The 21,315-nt window shown below is 37.7% G+C and carries 16 protein-coding genes; 6 read left to right on the top strand and 10 right to left on the bottom strand.

The window, feature by feature from the left end:
• Positions 1-19: 19 nt before the first annotated feature.
• Positions 20-892, top strand: a complete 873-nt coding sequence (gene sucD / locus K5G00_RS01100) for a succinate--CoA ligase subunit alpha (protein WP_238763504.1) — start codon at positions 20-22, stop codon at positions 890-892.
• A 208-nt stretch (positions 893-1,100) separates the two neighbouring features.
• Positions 1,101-4,838: a PAS domain S-box protein gene (locus tag K5G00_RS01095; protein ID WP_238763502.1), complete on the top strand. Its 3,738-nt coding sequence runs from the start codon at positions 1,101-1,103 to the stop codon at positions 4,836-4,838.
• A gap of 83 nt (positions 4,839-4,921) precedes the next feature.
• On the opposite strand, the gene xylE is transcribed toward K5G00_RS01095, so the two are convergent.
• From xylE to K5G00_RS01075, 4 genes are all read right to left on the bottom strand, one after another.
• Entirely contained in the window at positions 4,922-6,328 is a 1,407-nt protein-coding gene (xylE, locus tag K5G00_RS01090) for a D-xylose transporter XylE (RefSeq protein ID WP_238763500.1), read from the bottom strand.
• Positions 6,328-7,653: a xylose isomerase gene (xylA, locus tag K5G00_RS01085; protein WP_238763498.1), complete on the bottom strand. Its 1,326-nt coding sequence runs from the start codon at positions 7,651-7,653 to the stop codon at positions 6,328-6,330. Before xylA ends, xylE begins: the two co-directional genes overlap by 1 nt.
• Before the next feature lie 83 nt (positions 7,654-7,736).
• On the bottom strand, positions 7,737-9,221 hold the full coding sequence (locus K5G00_RS01080; RefSeq protein WP_238763496.1) for a xylulokinase: 1,485 nt from the start codon (positions 9,219-9,221) through the stop codon (positions 7,737-7,739).
• 113 nt (positions 9,222-9,334) lie between these two features.
• Complete coding sequence (locus tag K5G00_RS01075; RefSeq protein ID WP_238763494.1) at positions 9,335-10,330, bottom strand: winged helix-turn-helix domain-containing protein; 996 nt, start codon at positions 10,328-10,330, stop codon at positions 9,335-9,337.
• Positions 10,331-10,615: 285 nt separating this feature from the next.
• On the opposite strand from K5G00_RS01075, the gene K5G00_RS01070 reads away from it, so the two are divergent.
• Positions 10,616-11,188, top strand: a complete 573-nt coding sequence (locus K5G00_RS01070) for a nitroreductase family protein (RefSeq protein ID WP_238763492.1) — start codon at positions 10,616-10,618, stop codon at positions 11,186-11,188.
• A gap of 52 nt (positions 11,189-11,240) precedes the next feature.
• Here K5G00_RS01070 and K5G00_RS01065 read toward each other — a convergent pair whose 3' ends face one another.
• Positions 11,241-12,152: a proline dehydrogenase family protein gene (locus K5G00_RS01065; RefSeq protein ID WP_238763490.1), complete on the bottom strand. Its 912-nt coding sequence runs from the start codon at positions 12,150-12,152 to the stop codon at positions 11,241-11,243.
• Between the two features lie 230 nt (positions 12,153-12,382).
• On the opposite strand from K5G00_RS01065, the gene K5G00_RS01060 reads away from it, so the two are divergent.
• The 3 genes from K5G00_RS01060 to K5G00_RS01050 all read left to right on the top strand — a co-directional run bounded on the left by K5G00_RS01060 (position 12,383) and on the right by K5G00_RS01050 (position 15,568).
• A complete protein-coding gene (locus tag K5G00_RS01060; protein ID WP_238763488.1) occupies positions 12,383-12,985 on the top strand; it encodes an OmpH family outer membrane protein in 603 nt (200 codons plus the stop codon).
• A gap of 88 nt (positions 12,986-13,073) precedes the next feature.
• Entirely contained in the window at positions 13,074-14,258 is a 1,185-nt protein-coding gene (locus K5G00_RS01055; RefSeq protein ID WP_238763486.1) for a glycosyltransferase, read from the top strand.
• Positions 14,255-15,568, top strand: coding sequence for a DUF3472 domain-containing protein (locus tag K5G00_RS01050; protein WP_238763484.1), 1,314 nt, complete (start codon positions 14,255-14,257; stop codon positions 15,566-15,568). Before K5G00_RS01055 ends, K5G00_RS01050 begins: the two co-directional genes overlap by 4 nt.
• Positions 15,569-15,602: 34 nt before the next feature.
• On the opposite strand, the gene K5G00_RS01045 is transcribed toward K5G00_RS01050, so the two are convergent.
• From K5G00_RS01045 to K5G00_RS01025, 5 genes are all read right to left on the bottom strand, one after another.
• Positions 15,603-16,973 (bottom strand): multiheme c-type cytochrome, encoded by a 1,371-nt coding sequence (locus K5G00_RS01045; protein ID WP_238763482.1) that lies wholly within the window; start codon positions 16,971-16,973, stop codon positions 15,603-15,605.
• Positions 16,974-17,000: 27 nt separating this feature from the next.
• Positions 17,001-17,765 (bottom strand): hypothetical protein, encoded by a 765-nt coding sequence (locus K5G00_RS01040; RefSeq protein WP_238763480.1) that lies wholly within the window; start codon positions 17,763-17,765, stop codon positions 17,001-17,003.
• Positions 17,766-17,906: 141 nt separating this feature from the next.
• Positions 17,907-19,415, bottom strand: a complete 1,509-nt coding sequence (gene araA / locus K5G00_RS01035; protein WP_238763478.1) for an L-arabinose isomerase — start codon at positions 19,413-19,415, stop codon at positions 17,907-17,909.
• A 117-nt stretch (positions 19,416-19,532) separates the two neighbouring features.
• Complete coding sequence (locus K5G00_RS01030; RefSeq protein ID WP_238763476.1) at positions 19,533-20,963, bottom strand: pyridoxal-dependent decarboxylase; 1,431 nt, start codon at positions 20,961-20,963, stop codon at positions 19,533-19,535.
• Between the two features lie 12 nt (positions 20,964-20,975).
• Positions 20,976-21,248, bottom strand: coding sequence for an acylphosphatase (locus tag K5G00_RS01025; RefSeq protein ID WP_238763474.1), 273 nt, complete (start codon positions 21,246-21,248; stop codon positions 20,976-20,978).
• Positions 21,249-21,315: the final 67 nt, after the last annotated feature.

The following is a 21,315-nucleotide window of genomic DNA, read 5'->3' as shown; positions in this document are numbered from 1 at the left end:
TGTCAAAAAGAAGAAAGCAATGAGCATTTTAATAAATAAAGATACCAAAGTTTTAGTACAGGGAATTACCGGTCGTGACGGTGCATTTCACACTTCAAAGATGTTGGATTACGGTACCAATATTGTTGGTGGAATTTCTCCAGGAAAAGGAGGAAGTGATGTTGGCGGAGTTCCGGTTTTTAATACCGTTGAAGAAGCGGTTAAAGCAACCGGAGCCAATGCGTCTGTGATTTTTGTTCCTGCTCCGTTTGCCGGAGATGCTATTTTGGAAGCAAGTTATGCAGGTGTGGAACTGGTGGTTTGTATTACCGAACATGTCCCGGTTCAGGACATGATTAAAGTTACTCCGGTTTTAAAACGTAACGGTACGAAATTGGTTGGAGCCAATTGCCCCGGCTTGATTACTCCGGAAGAGTGTTTGATTGGAATTCTTCCGGCTATGATTTTCAAAAAAGGAAATATTGGTTTGATTTCCCGTTCGGGAACTTTAACCTACGAGGTTGTAAATATGCTTACCGAAAATGGATTGGGGCAGTCGACTTGTGTAGGAATAGGAGGTGACTCTGTTTCAGGATTGTATTTTATCGATTTGCTTGAGAGATATGAAAAAGACCCGGATACGGATGCAGTCGTTTTAATCGGTGAAATTGGTGGTGATGCTGAAGAACAGGCAGCCGCATTTATCAAAGAAAAAATGACCAAACCTGTAGTAGCATTTATCGCAGGCCAGTCGGCTCCTCCCGGAAAACGAATGGGACATGCCGGGGCTATTATTTCGAGTGGTGCAGGTACAGCTGAGGAAAAAGTAAAAGCATTTAATGAGGCTGGGGTTCCAGTAGCAAAAGAGCCAAACCAAATACCCGGTTTAGTAAAAGAAAAGCTGGGATTGTAAAAAACTACTATCATATTTTTATCAAACAAAGCCGATCACTGAGAAAGTGGCCGGCTTTTTTGTTGTAAATTTTCCAAGTCGATGTCAGTTCACAATGAATTGTGAGTGCTCTAACTTCAGTTGTAGCTTGTATTTAGTATTGATAATCATTAAATTATAAATATGCGTATGTTTTTTTAATATATTTGAGGAAAACCTGGGCAAACTTATGAAATCAGATTCCTCTCATAAAAAGAAAAATTTTCCAGAAGAAAGAAAATCAGGGAATGAAGAGTTGGTTGCAGAATTGCTAAAGCAAAAGCAAAAACTGGAAAACGAGATTCAACAAAAAGATAAGAAGCTTCAGCAGTTGGAAACAATTTCTAATCTAATGCCGGGAGCCTCTTTCCAATTCTCAGTTGACAAAAAAGGTAATTTTCATATGGATTATCTTAGCAAAGGAGCGGAGAAGATTTTTAACAAGCCGATTTCCGAATTACAGGACCCGAATAAAATGATGGGGGGACTGCACCCAAATGACCAAAATGAATTTTTGTTATCCATAAAAGAATCGATGGATGAAATGTCGTTATGGGATCATAAATATCGCGTAAAATCAAACAGAGACAATTCGTATATATGGATACACGGTAAATCTCAACCGGAAAAAGCAGCAGATGGGAAGGTTATTTGGAATGGATTACTAATGGATGTAACACATCAGAAAAATACGGAGGCGGAAGTATCCCGACAAAAAGATGAATTTGAAATCCTGATAAACAAAATGATTGACGGGTATGCAAAACATAAAATTATTTGTGATAAAAAGGGAAATGCAATCGATTATGAAACACTGGAAGTAAACGCAACATATGAAAATCTTTTAAATATTAAGAAAGAAGATGTTGTTGGAAAGAAAGCAAGTGAAATTCTAACAGCTGAAGAATTGAAAAAATGGCTGGAAAATTTTGGTCCGGTGGCTTTAAAAGGCGAGACAAAAAAATATGTAATTTATTCTGAAAATAACAAAAGGTATTTTGAAGGAACTGCTTTCTCCCAGAAAAAGGGACAGTTTACAGTAACCTTTTCTGATATAACCCAACACAAAAAGACACTTGAAGAAATAACTTCCGTTAATGAACATCTTAAGGCAAGAGAACATCAATTAGAAGCCTCCAACCAGCGCTTAGCTGCAAATGATGCAGAACTTCGGAGAAGTAAAGAAATGGCAGAAAGCTATCTTAATATTGCCGCTGAAATTATTTTGAGATTAAATCGTAAAGGAGAAGTAATTTTACTCAATGATAGTGGATATAAATTACTTGGATATGAAAAAGGTGAACTGGAAGGCAAAAATTGGTTTAATACATGTTTGCCAAAAGATTCAGGCAAGAAGCTTGGTAATCGTTTCTATGATAAAATTGAAAGAAAGGAGGAGTTCCTGAACTTTGATTCGGAAATTGTCACAAAAACAGGGGAATATAAAACTCTTTTATGGCATAATACATTTTTAAAAGACGAGAAAGGTAATATTATCGGTACGCTTAGTTCTGGTGAAGATATAACAGAAAGGAAAAAAGCAGAAAATGAAATTCAAAAACATAATATATTTTTAAATGCCATTATTGATAACAGTCCGATTGCAATTTGGATTGCGGACCCGGAAGGAACGGCAATCAAAATCAACAAGTCGCTGTTAAAACACTTGAATCTGAAAGAAGAACAAGTTGTAGGGAATTACAATATTTTTCAGGACAGGAATCTGGCTGAACAAAATCTTTTAACAAAAGTTGAAGAAGTTTTTAAAAAGAAAAAATCTGCCAGATTTACACTGCAATGGTTTGGGGAAAGATCGGGTTTTGACAGTTATGTTAATGCTAATAATCCCTGGATTGATGTTACAATGTTTCCTATCCTGGGCAGTGATGGGAATTTATTAAATGTAGTTTGTAAATGGGTTGATATAACAATTCAAAAAGAAGCTGAAATCGCCTTGCAGACGAACGAGTCAAGATATAGAAAGGCACAGGAGGCCGGGCATATTGGTAGTTGGGAATATAATATAGAAGATGGTACTTTTTGGGGGTCTGACGAGGGGAAAAGAATTTACAATCTTGATTTGACAAAAAAGGGGTTTTCAGCGGAAGAGATCATGGATTTAGTAATCGAAGAAGACAAAGACAGGGTTAATCAGGCACTTATTGATTTGATAAATGAAAATAAGCCCTATGATATTGAATTTACAGTTATACCGCAAAATACCAATGAATTTAAAATTATTCACTCTACAGCAGAATTATTACGGGATAAAAAAAATAATCCGCTTAAAATAACAGGTGTATTAAGGGATGTTACTACACAGAAGGAAACGGAGAAAGAACTTATTAAAGCGAAAGAAAAGGCAGAAGAAAATCAAAAAAAGCTAATTAACTCACAGGAAATAGCAAGACTGGGCGGATGGGAACTTAACACAGAAACCGGTATCTTCACCTTTACTGACAGTTTTTACAAAATATTTCACACTACGGCCAAGGAAGTGGGAGGCTATCAAATGACCGTCCAGGAATATGTTGAGAAGTTTGTTCACCCTGATGATTTGTCTGTCGTTACGGATGAATTAAAAAAAGCTATTGCAACAGGTGACCCTAATTTTAATCGACACATTGAACATCGGATTTTGTATTTCGATGGGGGAAATGGATATATCGGAGTACGTTTTTTCGTTGAAAAGAACGTGCAGGGAAAGACTATAAAAGCATACGGAGTAAACCAGGATATAACTGAAAGAAAAAATACTGAAATAGAATTGCGGAAAGCAAAGAAAAAAGCTGAAGAGGCTGATAAATTAAAATCGGCATTTCTTGCAAATATGAGCCATGAGATTCGCACCCCGATGAACGGAATCTTAGGCTTCACAAGTTTGTTAAAAGAACCCGGATTAACAGGACAAGAACAGAATAAATATGTTGAGATTATTCAAAAGAGCGGTGAGCGTTTGTTGAATACTGTAAACGATATTGTAGAAATCTCGAAAATTGAAACAGGAAATGTAAAAGTTATTTTGAGAGTAATGAATATTAGTAAGCATATTTTAACGCTGTACGATTTTTTTAGTCTCGAGGCAAAAAGGAAAGGACTTAAATTACTTATTGAAAATAAGCTGTCCAATGATGAATCGTTAATAAAAACCGATAAAAGCAAATTAAGCTCTATCCTTTCAAATTTGTTAAAAAACGCAATTAAGTTTACAAAGAGCGGAACAATAAGAATAGGATGCGAAAGAAGAGCGGACATGATTGTGTTTTTTGTTCGTGATACCGGAATAGGAATTCCTGAAAATCGCAGGAAAGCGATTTTTAATCGATTTGAGCAGGCTGATGTTGAGGATTCACGAGTTTTTGAAGGTTCCGGACTAGGTCTTTCAATTGCCAAATCTTATGCGGAAATGCTTGGAGGGAAAATGTGGGTTGAATCAGAAGAAAATAAAGGCTCGACCTTTTATTTTACAGTACACCACAATGCTGAGATTCAATTGAAAAAAGGAGAGGAAAAGATGAGCTCAGAAGAGGGGACGTACGAAAAACTAAAAATACTTGTTGCTGAAGATGATGAAGTGAGTCAGATACATTTGGATATTATTTTAAAAAATGAAGTTCGGGAAATTTTATTTGCAAAAACTGGAATTGATGCGATTGATATTGCAAAAAAGAATCCTGACATTGATGTCATTTTGATGGATATTAAAATGCCCAAAATGAATGGTCTGGATGCTGTGAAAAAAATAAAGGAGTTTAACCGGGACGTCGTTATTATTGCGCAAACAGCTTTTGCTTTGGAGGGTGACAAACAAAAGGCAATTGATGCAGGATGCGACGATTATATTTCAAAGCCAATTATAAAAAAAGAGATAATTTCAATGATTCAAAAAAATATGAAAAGAAAAAAGGGTCCAGCTATAAATAGCTAAACCCTCAGTATTTTTTATTTACACATTTTGTAAAATAATATCATTTTTTTCGTTATCGCTCGCTGTATTTCGGTTTTCAAAATTTATTTGAGAACTTTATATTTCTTACCATTTATACTCCATAAATTTTCCATTTCCTCCAATGTTTTTCCTTTGGTCTCAGGAACCATTTTCCATACAAAAAGTAAAGAAATAATACTCATCAAACCGTAAAACCAATAAGTCAACCCGCTGCTAAATTCCATCATTGCCGGGTAAGTTGAAGAAATGAAATAATTGGCTGCCCACTGTGCAGCAACAGCAACAGCAACAGCCTTTCCCCGTATTTTATTTGGAAATAATTCTGAAATCAGAACCCAGCAAATTGGTCCCCATGACATCATAAATGAAGCTGTATAAATAATTATAAAAATCAAAGTGCTTATTCCGATAATTTTAAGAAAGGCCAGCGTCCCTATTGCAATCATTCCTATTGCCATACCGACCGAGCCAATCATTAACAAGGGTTTTCTTCCCCATTTGTCGACGGTTACAATAGCAACAACCGTGAAAATTACATTTACCAAACCCATAACAACGGTTTGCAGCATCGAAGCATCTTTCCCCGCACCCATACTTTCAAAAATGCGTGGTGCATAATACAAGGCTACATTTATTCCAACAAATTGTTGAAAAACAGAAAGCAAAATTCCGATAATAATAACTACTTTCCCGTAAGAAAGAAGTTTGGCTGAAGATTTTTTAACGCTGTTTTTTATATCAGTAAAAATTTCTTTTGCAATATCAGGTCCATTTATCTTAGTAAGAATTTTTAAAGCTTCTTCATCTTTGTTTTTTATAGCAAGGTAGCGAGGAGTTTCCGGTACAAAAAAGAGCAGAATTCCAAACAACGCTGCCGGAATAGCTTCTGAAGTAAACATTCTTCTCCAACCAGTATTATTAATCCATTCCAGAGATTGCCCGTTGGCAATTCCCCAGTTTACGAAATATACCACCAGCATTCCAAAGATTATTGCAAACTGATTCAATGAAACCAATCTTCCACGAATGTCAGCAGGAGCAATTTCTCCAATATACATTGGGCTTACCGCAGATGCCAGTCCAACACCAATTCCTCCTAAAATGCGATAAAAGTTAAACATAAAAAGTAAAGACAGCGAAGGTTCTCCTTTGGTAAAAAAAAGAAACTCCGGATTTCCCGAACCCAGTGCAGAAACAAAGAACAACCCTGAAGCCAGGAAAAGTGTATTTCTACGTCCCAGTTTAGATGCCAGAATACCTGAAATGCTTCCGCCAATAATACAGCCTATTAGTGCACTTGATATGGTAGCTCCATGAACAAGAGAACTTAATCCCATACTGTCAATCAGAAATGACTGAATAGATTTTTCAGCTCCTGAAATAACAGCTGTGTCGTAACCAAATAAAAGGCCACCTAAAGTGGCCACTATCGTTATAAGAGTAATATAAAATGAATTTCTATCTTTCATTAAATGTACCAGTTGATAAGTTGTTCGAGCAGTTCCTGTTTGCCGCTGATTTGTTTTGGCTCACCAACTTCTTTTGCAATTTCGCGTAAATCTTCAATCGATAATTTTCCATTTTCAAAGTCGGCACCTTTACCACCGTCGAACGATGCGTAACGTTTTTTGCGCATCTCCAGGTAATTTGAATCACTCAATATCTTGTCGGCAATAATTAATGAACGGGCAAAAATGTCCATCCCGGAGACATGGGCAATAAAGATATCTTCCAAATCGGTAGAGTTTCTGCGGGTTTTTGCATCAAAATTTATACCTCCGTTTGTAAAACCTCCGGCTTGTATAATTTCGAGCATCGCTTCAGTAACTTCGTATATATTTGTAGGGAATTCGTCCGTGTCCCATCCGTTCTGGTAGTCACCTTTATTTGCATCAATTGAACCCAACAATCCTGCATCGGCAGCCATTCTTAGGTCATGTGCAAATGTGTGCCCGGCGAGCGTTGCATGATTTACTTCAATATTTAGTTTGAAATCGTTTTCCAAACCGTTGGCTTTCAGGAATCCGATTACTGTTTGCGCATCATAGTCATACTGATGTTTTGTTGGTTCCATCGGTTTTGGTTCAATGAGGTAAGTTCCGTTGAAGCCTTGTTTCCGACCGTAATCACGAGCCATTCTCAGAAATTGTCCCAAATGTGCCAATTCGCGTTTGGTGTCGGTATTGTGCAATGTCATATAACCTTCACGTCCACCCCAGAAAACATAATTTGTTCCGCCTAAAGCAATGGTTGCATCGATCGCATTTTTAATTTGAACAGCGACATTGGAAAGCACATTAAAGTCAGGGTTTGTAGCAGCTCCGTTCATGTAACGCGGGTTGCTGAAAACATTGGCTGTCCCCCACAGAAGTTTTACTCCGGAAGCGTCCTGTTTTTCTTTTGCAACTTCAATCATGGTCTCCAGTCTTTTTTCGATTTCAAAAACAGACCCGTCTCCCACAACATCGGTATCATGAAAACAATAAAACGGAATATTCATTTTTGTTATGAATTCAAATGCGGCATCCATTCTTTCTTTCGCTGCGTCCAGTTTGTCAGTCGTTCCGTCCCATGGAAAAATTTGCGTTCCCGGACCAAAGGGATCTTCTCCTGTTCCGCAGAAGGTGTGCCAATAGGCCACTGCAAAACGCAAATGTTCTTTCATGGTTTTTCCTGCAACCACTTTGTTTTCATCGTACCATTTAAAAGCCAGCGGATTTCTGGATTCCGGGCCTTCATATTTTACCTGATCAATTCCTTTAAAATACTCTTTGTTTCCTTTTAATACTTCCATGATAAATTATTTTATGAGTTATTATTTTTGTTTTGAAAATTACCACCGGGTAATTTATTATTGCAGATAATTATGTGATTATTTTAACTGATTGCTTTTTTGAGCTGAAGCTTCCATGTTTCATAAGCAGCTTCGTATTGCGCTTTTTTTGAAATATCTGGTTCAACAATGTCGAGTTTTGTTAGATTATTAAAAGCTTCATCAAAATTTTTGTAAAACCCGGAACCAATACCGGCTCCCCGCGCTGCACCAACAGAACCATCTGTATTATAAAGTTCGATAGTTGCACCTGAAATTGCGGCCAGTGTTTCCCTGAAAACAGGACTTGAAAACATATTGGCTTTACCGGCACGGATAATTTTTGCATCAATGCCTATATTTTGCATAATCTCCATTCCGTATTTAAAAGAGAAAACAATGCCTTCCTGCGCGGCTCTCAGTAAATGTCCTTTTTGGTGAATGTTAAAGTTTATCCCGCTGAAAATTGAAGAAATATTTTTATTGTTCAGGACCCGTTCCGAGCCGTTTCCAAAAGGAAGAATTGAAATACCTTCTGAGCCAATTGGGATGTTAGTGGCCAGCTTGTTCATCTCTTCATAGGAAAGATTTTCTCCAATTATTCTTTTTAACCACGCATTCAAAATGCCTGTTCCGTTTATACAAAGCAGAACGCCCAAACGAGGATTTTCAAGAGAATGATTAACATGTGCAAACGTATTTACCCGTGATTCCGGATCGTATTTTATTTCGTCGCTGACACCATAAACTACGCCGGAAGTTCCGGCTGTTGTAGCAATTTCGCCTGGATTCAGTACGTTTAACGAAAGTGCGTTATTGGGTTGGTCTCCTGCCCGATAACTTACTGTAGTTTTTGATGAAAGCCCGAGCTCAGAAGCAGCTTTTTGGGAGAGTTGTCCCTGAACTGCGAATGAAGGGACGATTTCCGGAATAATATCAGACGAGAAACCGTACTGCTGAAAAAGAACGCTGGCGAGCGAATTTTCTTTAAAATTCCACATAATACCTTCTGATAGTCCGCTAACGGTAGTTTGTGGAATACCTGTCAGTTTCATTGCGATGTAATCGCCCGGAAGCATAATCTTATAAAGTTTTTCAAACAATTCCGGTTCATTTTCTTTTACCCATTTTAATTTTGAAGCCGTAAAATTTCCCGGCGAATTCAGCAAATTCGTGAGACAGCGTTGCGCTCCGATTTCTTCAAAAGCTTTATCGCCAATTGAAGCTGCCCGGCTGTCGCACCAAATAATGGAAGGTCGCAAAACCTGAAGGTTTTTATCAACCATCACCAAACCGTGCATTTGATAAGAAATACCAATTGACAGAATATTTTTAGTATTTACTCCGGATTCGTTTAACACATCTTTTAACGCCATTTTAAGGTTAGTCCACCATAGTTCCGGTTCCTGTTCTGCCCATCCTGCCTGATGCGCGGTTATTTTCATTTCCTGTTTCGGGTAAAACGAAGAGGCAATACAATTCCCGCTTTCACCTTCAATTAAGGAAACTTTTACCGAAGAACTTCCAATATCGAATCCAAGTAAATACATTTTTAAACGTGTTATATTTATAATTTAAGTTGAACTGTTCTGTTCTGGTATGTTTGCAAAATTACGTTCAAAACTGAAGGTTTCAAAATTTTAAAAATATGTTCTTTAACACTTCAGACAGAGGATCGCAATTTTAGTGTCGTAGGAACTTCAAACTGTACTTTTTCTCCCGAGCTTACAAATTCAGCTGCTTTTTTCCCCATTTGCTCAAAATCAGTGGAAATAACAGAAATTCCGTTTTTTACATATTTTTTCATGGGAGTCTCGTTATATGAAATAACGCCAACTTCCCGCCCGGGTTCAAATCCTTTTTCAGCACATTGGTCAAGAAAACCAGCTAGTGTACGGTCGCTCACTAAAAAATATAATCCTCCTTTTTTGATTTTAAATTGCTCCGGTTCAAAAATCAATTCGTGTTTTATTTGATAAGCAGTACAAAATTTTTTGAAATAATCGATTGTGATTTTTGGATGATAAGTAAACGGAGGGTAGAAAAAAGTGAACTCGTTATATTTTGATATTTGGGATATGTTTTGCTCAAGACATTTATAAACAGGATTGCCGAAATTTTGATAAACAAATGACAAGGAGGATGTTGAGTGTATTTTCCAGTCGATAATTAATAAATGTTCTTTAGGGATTCTTTTTATAATTCCCGGAACTTTTGGCGAGTCGAAGTTCATGACAATGTATTTGCTGTATTTTCCCAGACTTTCGTTGATGATTTTTTCAAAAACGCCAATATTATAATGATGAAAATGCAAATCAACGCTGATGTTTTTGGGAAGGTGTTTCAGAAATGATCCGTAAAGAACTTCTTTGTATGCTTTGAAAGTGTCAAGAAACAGAAAGACTTTGGTTATATTTTTGGTCACAAAATATCCGCGGTTGGGCACCGATTCTACAATTCCACGCTTTTTTAATTCTGCATAGGCTTTAAAAACAGTATCGCGTGAGAGTTGTGACTCCCTCATAATTTGATTAACAGAAGGTAACATTTCGCCTTGTTTTAATTGGTTTCGGCTGATTGAATCAACGATCCAATCTACCAACTGTTGAAATTTTAAAACGTTTGAATTGTCGTCGACTGTAAATTTGAATTTGCTCATTTGCAGAATTTAAATTTTGAAACAGAATAGTTGGTGTTCTGTTCTGTTCTACAAAACTAAAAATAAATTCGAATTAATCGGATTATTTGGAATTGAATACAATAGATGTTTGGAAATGGCGTTTAAGGAAAAAGGATAGAGCATAGTTAAACTTTCTAAGTGGTTAAGTTTGGTCAGCAATTTTGTTTAACTGTCGGCTTTATCCTTTTTTTCTGAAGTAAAATTAAAATAACTTTACGTTTTTCGAAGTTTTATTTTGATATTCTTTACTAAAAATCAGTAAAAATGCTACGAGACCTTATAATTAAAAACCGCAGTTACCGTCGCTTTGACTTTTCTTTTAAAATTCCGGAAGAAAATTTAAAAAACTGGATTGAATTGGCTCGCTTTTCAGCCAGCGGGAGAAACATGCAGCCACTCAAATATTTAATTTCAACCAACGAAAAGATAAATGAGCAGATCTTTCCAAATCTTGGATGGGCTGGCTATTTGTCCAATTGGAAAGGCCCGGCGGAAAACGAAAGACCTGTTGCATATATTATCGTTTTAAACGACAAATCACTGGCTGCAAATTATTTTTGTGACGATGGTCTGGCCATGCAAAATATTTTACTTGGTGCCGTAGAAGATGGCTTTGGTGGATGTATTATTGGCTCGGTAAACAAAGGCAGGGTTGCCAAGTTACTTGAATTACCGGAACATTTGGAGATACTGTGGATTATTGCTTTGGGGAAACCGGCAGAAGAAATTGTTTTAGAAGAGATGCAGGAAAATGATGTAAAATACTGGCGCGATGAAAATGGCGCTCATCATGTGCCGAAACGACCGGCAAAAGAAATAATATACAAAAAATTGTAAATGAAAAAGGATGGCAAAAGCCATCCTTTTATAGTTTAACTCCCAAAATATACTACCCCCTTATAAAGATTGCCTTAATTATATGGTTCGCCATTTTTGGGTTCTCTTTTAGCCTGCGTGTGGAATATCCAAACCAATGCTTTCCAAAAGGTACGTAAACCCTCATTAAATGTCCCTGATCTACAATCGACTGACGTAATTCAGGAGTCACACCATAAAGCATCTGAAATTCGTACCTGTTTTTGGGCGTTTTGTATTTTTCCAATAGTTTGTTTGCGTTTTCAATCAGGAATTTATCATGGGTGGCAATGGCTGCATACATATTATTCTGTAGCATATATTCCAGATCTTCGAGAAAATGTTCCCTAACTTCCTGGTAATCTTTAAACGCAATTTTTGCGGGTTCAACATATATTCCTTTACAGAGTCTGAAATTTATCGGATTTTCGTCCGTGTTTAAATCTTGCAGGCCTTTTATGTCAGCCAAAGTTCGTTTCAGGTAAGCCTGCAATACCAACCCCACATTTTTGGGAAATTTGGTCCGGAGTTTCCTGAAAATTTCTATTTCCATATCGACACATTGCGAGTCTTCCATGTCGATTCTCACAAATGAATTTTTTTCAGCTGCATGTTTTACAACTTCATGTACATAATTATAACAGGCCTCGGCGTTAATAAGTAAACCAAACATAGTCGGTTTTAACGAAAAACTACCTTTTATTCCTTCACTGGTAAATTCGTCAATAATTTTAATGTAGTAGTCTTTATTCTGCTCCGCCTCTTCTAGTGTTTCAATAAATTCGCCAAGCAAATCAACTGTTACTTCAATATTTTTCGCATTGAGTAATTTTGAAGCTAAAAGGCCTTCTTCGATTGTTTCACCAGCGATATACCTTTTTGAAAATACCCAGACCAGTTTTTTGGGCATATAAGGCAGCATGTTCGCAATTAACTTATTCAACATTATAAATTTTAAGTCGTTTGAAATAGAAATAGTTGTTGACGTAAAAATACTACCGCAAACGTGCTTTTTTCAATGATGTTTATCAGCATAAACTTATGATTTAATGCAGGTTTTTTTTGAAATAAGTTGATTTATAATGAAGTAAAAAAAGTAGTAAATTCAGTTATTCGTTTTCATCTAAAAAATTATCTTTGTCAAACTTTATTTTTACACTTTAAAATTGTTAAAGAATGAAAGGAACATCATTAATCGTAAGCATTGTACTTTTTGTAGCAGTAGCTGTTTTGTATGTACTTCACTTTACCGGTTCAGGAGGCAACAGCCCTGAGATTGCAGAAACAAATGTTGGCAAATCTGAATCAGGAGGAGGTTTGAAAATTGCTTACGTAAAAGCTGACTCTGTTCTTTTAAATTATGACTTAGCACAGGATCTGCATGACGATTTCTCAAAAAAACAGGAAGCTTACACCAGTGAGTATGGAACGAAGAGACAATCTTTTGAAAAAGAAGCTGCAGCTTTTCAGGAAAAAGTTCAGCGCGGAGGTTTTTTAACTGAACAAAGGGCAATACAGGAGCGCGATCGTTTGTTGGGAAAAGAGCAGGAAATCCAAAAACTGGATCAGGAGTTATCGACAAAACTGGCCGAATTGCAAACCAATAACAATCAACAGTTACTGGACAGTTTGATGGGCTATATTGAAATTATAAATGCTCAAAAAAAATACGATTATATTTTTAGTGCTTCAAATATTTTAGTAGGTGATGAGGCGAACAACCTTACCGCTGATGTTTTGAAAGCTTTAAATGAAAGATATTCAAAGGCAAAAGAATAAAATATTAATACATATTTTTATTAAATCCGGGAATTTTCCCGGATTTTTTTTGCCCGTTTAGTTAGTTTTGTATTGAAATTGTCTGATAATGTTTGCAGAAAAATATCTTTTGAAACAGGATAAGAAATCTTTAATCGGGAACTCGCCTAAAGCGGGGACAAAGCTGATTGTAGTAATTCCCTGTTATAATGAACCGGATATCTTGCAAACGCTGGTGTCACTTTCCGCCTGTAAAACCCCTGATTATCCTGTAGAAGTATTGATTGTTCTTAATCATTCGGAGGTTGAAGATGAGCTTATCAAGGATTTTAACTGGAAAACAAAAAAGCAGGTTGAATCCTGGCTTTCGGAGAACAAGTTTAGTAACATTACCTTTTATATTGTGGGCCCCGTTAAATTAAGAAAAAAATGGGCTGGGGCAGGATTGGCAAGAAAAACAGGAATGGATGAAGCCTTGTTCCGCTTTGACTTACTCAAAAATCCCAATGGATTAATTGTTTCGCTGGATGCTGACACTTTAGTAGCTGAAAATTATTTTGTTGAAATTGAAAGACATTTTAGCGAGCATCCGAAAAACGTAGGAGCAACTATATCCTTTCAACATCAAACCACTGGGTTGGAAGCAAGGCATTTAAAGGGTATTCAACTTTACGAAAAATATCTTTGGTTTTATAAAAATGCAATTCATTTTACCGGGTATCCGTATTCCATGTTTACAGTAGGCTCTGCATTTGCGGTTAAAGCAGAAGCCTATGTAAAACGAGGTGGAATGAACCGACGGCAGGCAGGCGAAGATTTTTATTTTTTGCAGAATCTGGCTCAAATAGGTGAAGTAGGTGAAATTACTACAACCAAAGTTTATCCCTCAGCCCGCTTGTCAGATCGTGTACCGTTTGGCACCGGTCCTATTCTTCAAAAATGGATGAAAGGAACTGAAGACCTGACCCAAACCTACAATCTTCAGGCTTTTGCAGATTTAAAGGAACTTTTCGATACGAAGGACAAACTGTTCAAAATGAATGAAAAGGAATATGAGGCGGTAATTTCAAAACTGCCGAAACCTGTTTTTGAATTTCTCCTGCATGATAATTTTGGGAAAGAACTAAACGACGTAAACAACAACTGTGCAAATCAGCAAACGTTTCAAAGGCGGTTTTTTCAAAAATTTAATGCGTTTAAAATTTTAAAATACCTGAATTTTGTCCACGAAGAATTTTATTCAAAGGCAAATCTTAATGAACAGGTCGACAAACTAAATAAATATTTAAAATGAAAATAGTTCGAAATATTATTTGTGTTGCTGTTTTAATTGTATTTTCTGTTATGACTTCCAGTTGTCAGAAACAAAGCAATTTTCTCTCTGAAGACTGGGCATTCGCTTGTTCAATTCCGCTTGAAGGAAACTGCTGGCTTACAAATACAACTCAAAATAATCCCAAAATTAATGAAGGTGGTTTAAATAACTGGACAGATTCCAATGCTCAGGCGCAAATCTATTTCAAGACGGAGTATAACGGAGAATTGCAGTTGGCTTTGCTTGCAAAAGCTGTCTCTGGCCCGTCTGAACTGGTTATAAAGTTGGAGGGCCAAACAAAGAATTGCCTCATTGAGAATACAGATTTAGACACCGTTTATGTTGGCAGTTTTACTGTTGGGGAAGCAGGCTACCATCAGGTGGATATTCGTGGATTAAAAAAAGAAGGCGAATATTTTGCAGAAGTGAAATCACTTTTAATTGGCGGACAAGCGGCGGAAGGTAAGGTATATTTCGCAAAAGATGATTTTTATTGGGCTCGCCGGGGGCCTTCTGTTCATTTGAACTTTGAAATACCGGAAGATGCCGGTGACCTTGAATATTTTTATAATGAAATTACCGTACCTGAAAATAACGATGTTCAGGGATCGTATTTTATGGCTGACGGATTTGCCCAGGGGTATTTTGGAATGCAGGTAAACTCCTCCACTGAACGCAGAATACTATTCTCGGTTTGGAGTCCTTTCAAAACTGATAATCCCGGAGAAATCCCCGATGAGTATAAAATATCGTTGTTAAAAAAGGGAGACGGTGTGCATACAGGAGAGTTTGGAAACGAAGGCTCGGGCGGCCAAAGTTATCTTGTTTTTCCATGGAAAGCCGGGACAACTTATAAATTTCTGTTAAAAGGAAAACCGAGTGAGAAAGGGATGACTGATTTTACCGCCTGGTTTTTTGCCCCTGAAGTTGGCGAGTGGAAGCTGATTGCAAGTTTTCGGAGGCCAAAAACAGATACTTATCTGACACACCTCTATTCTTTTCTTGAGAATTTTAAGACGGAAACCGGAAATATAACACGGATGGCAAAATATTCAAATCAATGGGTTTATACCAGAACCGGGAACTGGAAAGAACTTTCAAAAATCAAGTTTACCGCTGATGCCACTGCCCGAAAAGAATCAAGAATGGATTATGCCGGAGGTGTTGAAGGCAATGATTTCTTTTTAAAAAACTGCGGATTTTTTAACAAAACAACACCCATCGATACTTTTTTTGAACGAGAAAAGAACAACAATCCACCTCAAATTAATTTTGAAGAATTACCATAAAAAAGTCCGCCGGGGATACCCGACATTTTTTCATTTAGTTGATTTTTAATTTTCGTAAGTCTTTAGCTACTTGAATTACGGGTCTTCTGTCAATTTTCAGAAAGTCGGCAAAAGAATCAGGCATTCTTCGGTAGTTTAATTTTGCTTGCAGAAAGACTTCACCCTCTAAATTTTCAGGTATTTTAAAAGAGTATTTCTCTTTTCTTATTTCCAGCGGTTTTAATCGGTTTTCTATTTCTTTTACACAAAACCATTGGGCAAAAGTAAATTCTCCTTCGCTGTCGAGGAAGGCGCTATGATACAAACGGTCGCCTTCAGGAAGTGCATCTCTTGCGATTGGTTCTGATATTTTGCTGTGCGATGGATAAGCAACTTTTTGGTTGCTGGTAATAAAATATTTGTCGTTCGGGTCGCCGGGATTTTTAGAAACCGGAATATGGAACAGTTCTTTTCCATTTTTGTCAACCAACGAAAGACGAAGCCAAACATCACGTTCTTCGGTAGAACCTGTCGGGAATTTATGACCGGTAGCAACTGCTTGTACGTCAACAAAAAAGTTTACTTCCTCTCCTGCTTCCAATTCAGTGGAGTTTAGTTTAATTTCAACTCGTGCCGCTCCTTCAACAAATTCGGTAAATCCGCCTCCCCACCAGTGATCGGAATTCACCGGGCGAAGTATTCCCATTTTAGCAGGTTTTCCACCCATGGGTTGCATATGGCAGGTTTGGCAAATTATTCCTTGTTCAGGATAGACACTTTCTTCATATTCAGTAAAAGTTGCTTTTACCCATGTATCATAAGGATTTAATTCGTTGTGGCATGATGAACACATCATCGGGTCTTCATAGATTTCAGAAGTGGCTGTTTTGTGATGCGGCGACCAGGGAAACTCCAAATCGCCAAATTTTGTATCAACGGCTTCGGTCGCCGCTGAAACATAATCGTGATTATAAGGCGGCTCATTTTTAAAATGTGAAACGGTGTGGCAGAAATCACAAAAAACACCTCGATCTGCCATCGATACGTCGCCGTTGCTTTTATTCCAGAAATTATCGGGATTTGTTGTTCGGGAAGGAACAAAATCCTGTGCTAAAAAAGCGCTTGGTGCATGACACCCAATGCATCCTTTTACGGCTTCTTTTACTTCAGGAGCAAATGATTCCGAGGCCAAAACCAATTCGTAAAATTGTTTTTGAAAAAAGTCGCCGGTAAATGCTCTGGAATGTTGCGATACATTCCAGCGTTTAAATTTATCCACATGGCAACCTTCACAAACTTTTGGGTCTTCAAAATAATTATAAGGTTTGACCTGATTTTTAATCTGCATCTTTAGCTCAGATTTTGTTTGCGCTGTAATATTTTCCGTAATAAATATCAGTACAATAATATATATAAGTCTTTTCATAATTTTTGATTTTTGAACGTTTGCTGATTAAAAAAATCCGATTGATAAAATGGATTTAAACACAAAATTATCTGCCGGATCGCTTAGTCCAAACCCGGCTCCTGTGTGCCAGATTAATCTGCCGTGTTTTCCCATTATTATGTCAATGGCAGGGAAAATGTATGTTTTGGATTCATTAAAAGGGGCCATTTCTGCCAGTTCTCCCCATTTAGTATAAAACTCAATGCCAGGTTGAAAAGTCAGGCTTTTTTTTAGATACCATCCACCGTTTAGAGCAAATTCCACACCTTCATCAACATCAGGGCCGGCGATATTCTTTTCAAAAGTTGGGTTAAGTACTACTGTATGAAAACCATAGTCCTTTTCCATTATGATTTTAATTTCAATTTGTTCGGCATCTTTGTATTCTTTTTTTGGAAGAATATATTCTACATAGAGTCCCAAGTCTACCGGACGTTCCCCTTTTTCCCAAAATCTACCGTGAAACATCAGGGCTTTTGTTTTAATGTGTTTTAGTTGTTCTCCGGCAGGTTGCTCAAAATCGAGATATAAGCCGGCGGTCCATTTATTACTTAAACCATATTCCAGTTCCAGCGAATGTGCCATGAGCCCGTTTCTGTCAACGTTTTTTCCAAAAAAAGAATACTGATGATCGGAGTTTATGGCACTGAACCAGTAAACCAGTTCTTTTTCGCCTGCCTCGGGAGTCATGTATGGATACACTTTGAAAAATTGTGCTGAAGTAAAAAGCGGAAGTGCCAAAGTTAGTATTACAATGATTTTTTTTAGCATGATGTTGTTTGGTTTAGTTTTTTGCTACAATTTAATTAAAATAACAGTTGGTTAAAAAAACCATTGCTTATTTAAAATCAGAATAAAAAATGGCTGCCTGAAAATCAGACAACCATTTTAAATATAGTTTACTTAAACCAACTATTTTAATCCATTTGCCAACATGTAGTACATTTCGTTCCAGCGAAGTTCTTTTTTGAAGTCGCTTACATTTGTGGTCTTATCAATAATAACAAATTCAATATCGGCATATTCCGCAAACGTTTCGATGTATTCCGGAGTTAACGCCAACGTAAATGCAGAATGATGTGTTCCACCTGCATAAATCCATGCTGCTGCACCATCTGCCAGATTGGGATGTGTTTTCCAGAAAGCACTAGCAACGGGAAGTTTTGGCATTTTGTCAAGCGGTTCAATTACGTCGAGTGTATTTACAATAATTCGGAATCGATTTCCCATATCAATTAATGTAACATTCATGGCATCGCCGGTTGCACTTTCAAAAATCAGTCGGGCCGGAGCATCTTTTCCTCCAATTCCCAAAGGCTGAACTTCCAGACGAGGCTTTTGGGCAGCAATTGAAGGACAAATTTCCAGCATGTGTGCTCCCAGAACTGCTTCGTTGGCCGGGTCTAAATGATATGTGTAGTCTTCCATAAATGAACTTCCACCCTCCATTCCTTTCGACATTGTTTTTACAATACGAAGTAAAGCAGCCTGTTTCCAGTCTCCTTCGGCACCAAATCCGTAGCCGGCAGCCATCAGGCGTTGTGATGCCAACCCCGGCAATTGTGAAAGACCTGTTAAATTTTCAAAGTTTGTGGTAAAAGCTTTAAAATTTCCGTCTTCCATAAAACGTTTCATTGCAATTTCATATCGTGCCTGAACACGCACATTTTCATGAAATTCGCCACCGGATTTGCAGTTTTCTGCTACATCATACAAACTTTCATATTCTTTGTAAAGTGTATCTACTTCTTCTTCGGTTACTTTTTCAACATAAGCAACTAAATCACCCACTCCGTATGCACTGATTTGCCATCCGAATTTAATTTGGGCTTCTACTTTATCACCTTCGGTTACAGCAACCTCACGCATGTTATCGCCAAAACGGGCTACTTTTAACCCCTGCGAATCGGCCCAGCCAATGGCAGTACGGCACCACACCGCTACCTGATCCTGAACGTTTTCGTCCTGCCAGTGCCCAACAACCACTTTGCGGTTTTTGCGCATTCGGGCGTTTATAAAACCATACTCGCGGCCACCGTGTGCACTTTGATGCAGATTCATATAATCCATATCGATCTCACTCCACGGAAGGTCACGGTTAAATTGTGTGTGCAAATGCATATATGGTTTGCTTAGCGCTTTTAAACCTCCTATCCACATTTTTGAAGGTGAAAAGGTGTGCATCCAGGTTATCAATCCGATACAGTTTTTGTCTGCACTGGCCTGAACGCAAACATCAAGTATTTCATCGGGTGTTTTGACGACCGGTTTAAAAACAATTTTTACGGGCATTTTCCCCGATATATTTAATCCGTCTACGATGGTTGAAGAATCAATATCAACTTGTTTGAGTGTTTCAGGGCCGTATAAGTGTTGGCTTCCTGTTACAAACCAAACTTCCATTTGCTTAGTATCTGTCATTTTTTATTGATTTAATTTCAGGTAAATGTAATAAAAATATTTTAAAGGTAAAATTTACACTTTTAGTTTTTCATCAAATTATTCTTCTGAAAAAAACATCTGTTTTCCGAGTGGCTTTTACAAGGATTTAGCAGTTCTTTGAATGATGTCCCACGCATTTTTTACATGTGCTTCTTCTGTGTTGGTTTGCCCTATGCTCATTCGCAAAACAACCTGTCCGTTTAGCTTTGTATGGGTGAAGAAAATTTTTCCTGTTTCGTTGATTGTGTTCATCAGTTTCATGTTAAAATCGTCACCCTTCTTATGCCTGAAGCAAACCAAATTTAAGGGAGGTTCAACAAACAGTTCAAAATCATCAGAATCGTTAACCCACTTTGTAAACTTTTGAGAAAGTTCTACATGTTTTCGAATATGAAATTGTAACCCTTCCATGCCATAATGCCGGATAACAAACCAAAGTTTTAGCGAACGAAACCGGCGCCCCAGTTGCACATGCCAGTCGCGGTAGTCAAACACGGCACCCGACTCTGTAGCTTTGTTTTTTAAGTATTCGGGAAGAATGGAAAAGGTATGGATGAGTTCATTCCGGTTGCCTACCCAAAACACATCACAGTCGAAATTGGTAAACATCCATTTGTGTGGGTTAAATACAAAACTGTCGGCCAGTTCAACTCCGTCCATTAAATATCGAAACTCAGGACAAAGCATGGCTGTTCCTGACATGGCTCCGTCAATATGGAACCAGCAGTTTTCCTTTTGAGCAATTTCACCGATTTTCCGCAACGGATCCATTGCGTTAGATGAAGTTGTACCCAGGGCGCCACAGATAAAAAAGGGAATAAAGCCAGCATTTTTATCTTTTTGAATTTGCGTATCCAGCATGTCCGGTTTCATGGCAAATTTTTCGTCCACATCAATCAAACGCAGGTTTTCTTTTCCAATACCTGCCATCTTTATGGCCTTCTCAAGTGAGGAATGCGTTTGTGTGGAAATATATGCGACAAGTTTTTGCTGCACTCCCTTTTCATTGGATTCAAACTTTGTAACTCTTTCGCGTGCCGCAATAATGGCTGTTAATGCCGATGTTGAAGCTGTATCCTGGATTACACCACCCCCGGTTGATTTTGATTTGAATTTTTCCGGCATCGCCATCATCTCGGCCAGCCAGTCGAGAACCCGGGTTTCAAGTTCTGTAGCCGCCGGGCTGGTAGCCCAAATCATTCCCTGAACACCCAACCCGGAAGAAACCAGGTCTCCTAAAATGGATGGGAACGACGTATTTGATGGGAAATAGGCGTAAAAATTTGGCGATTGCCAGTGTGTGATTCCCGGCATAATTTTTTCATCAATGTCCCGCATCATTTTATCCATTGTTTCTCCTTTTTGAGGAGGATTTTCGGGCAGTGACGAAATAATTTCACCTGGTTTTACCTGCGAAAGCACAGGGTATTTTTCAACATTTTCGTAGTAGTCAGCAATCCAGTCAATGACTTTCTTGCCTTCTTCGCGGAACTGTTCCGGCGACATGTGGTAGTTTTTTTGATTCAATTTTAGTGGTTTTTAGTATTTGATGCTAAAATTATCAAAATCACTTAAAACATTGTTTTCTGAGGTGAATATTTTATCTACTCGCGCCATAGGCGGCCCTATTTTTAAATAATCAATAAAAGTATCCAGATCAGTTTTCTCTGCCTGGGCAATCACCAAAACATTACCGTCGGGCAAATTTTTTACCCATCCTTTTATGCCTGTTTCTTTTGCTTTTTCTTCTGTAAATTTTCTAAACCACACACCCTGCACGCGTCCGCTTACTTTTATTTCATACTCTTTCATTGGTATTTTAATTTTTTGTCTTCATTCAAAAAATGAAAATGGTTTTATGAATGGAACATTCAAATTT

Origin of the sequence: Maribellus maritimus, assembly GCF_022267315.1 — a bacterium.
Lineage (GTDB): Bacteria > Bacteroidota > Bacteroidia > Bacteroidales > Prolixibacteraceae > Draconibacterium > Draconibacterium maritimum.
Note: the sequence above shows the minus strand (reverse complement) of the source record. Positions and strands in the feature narration are given on the sequence as shown.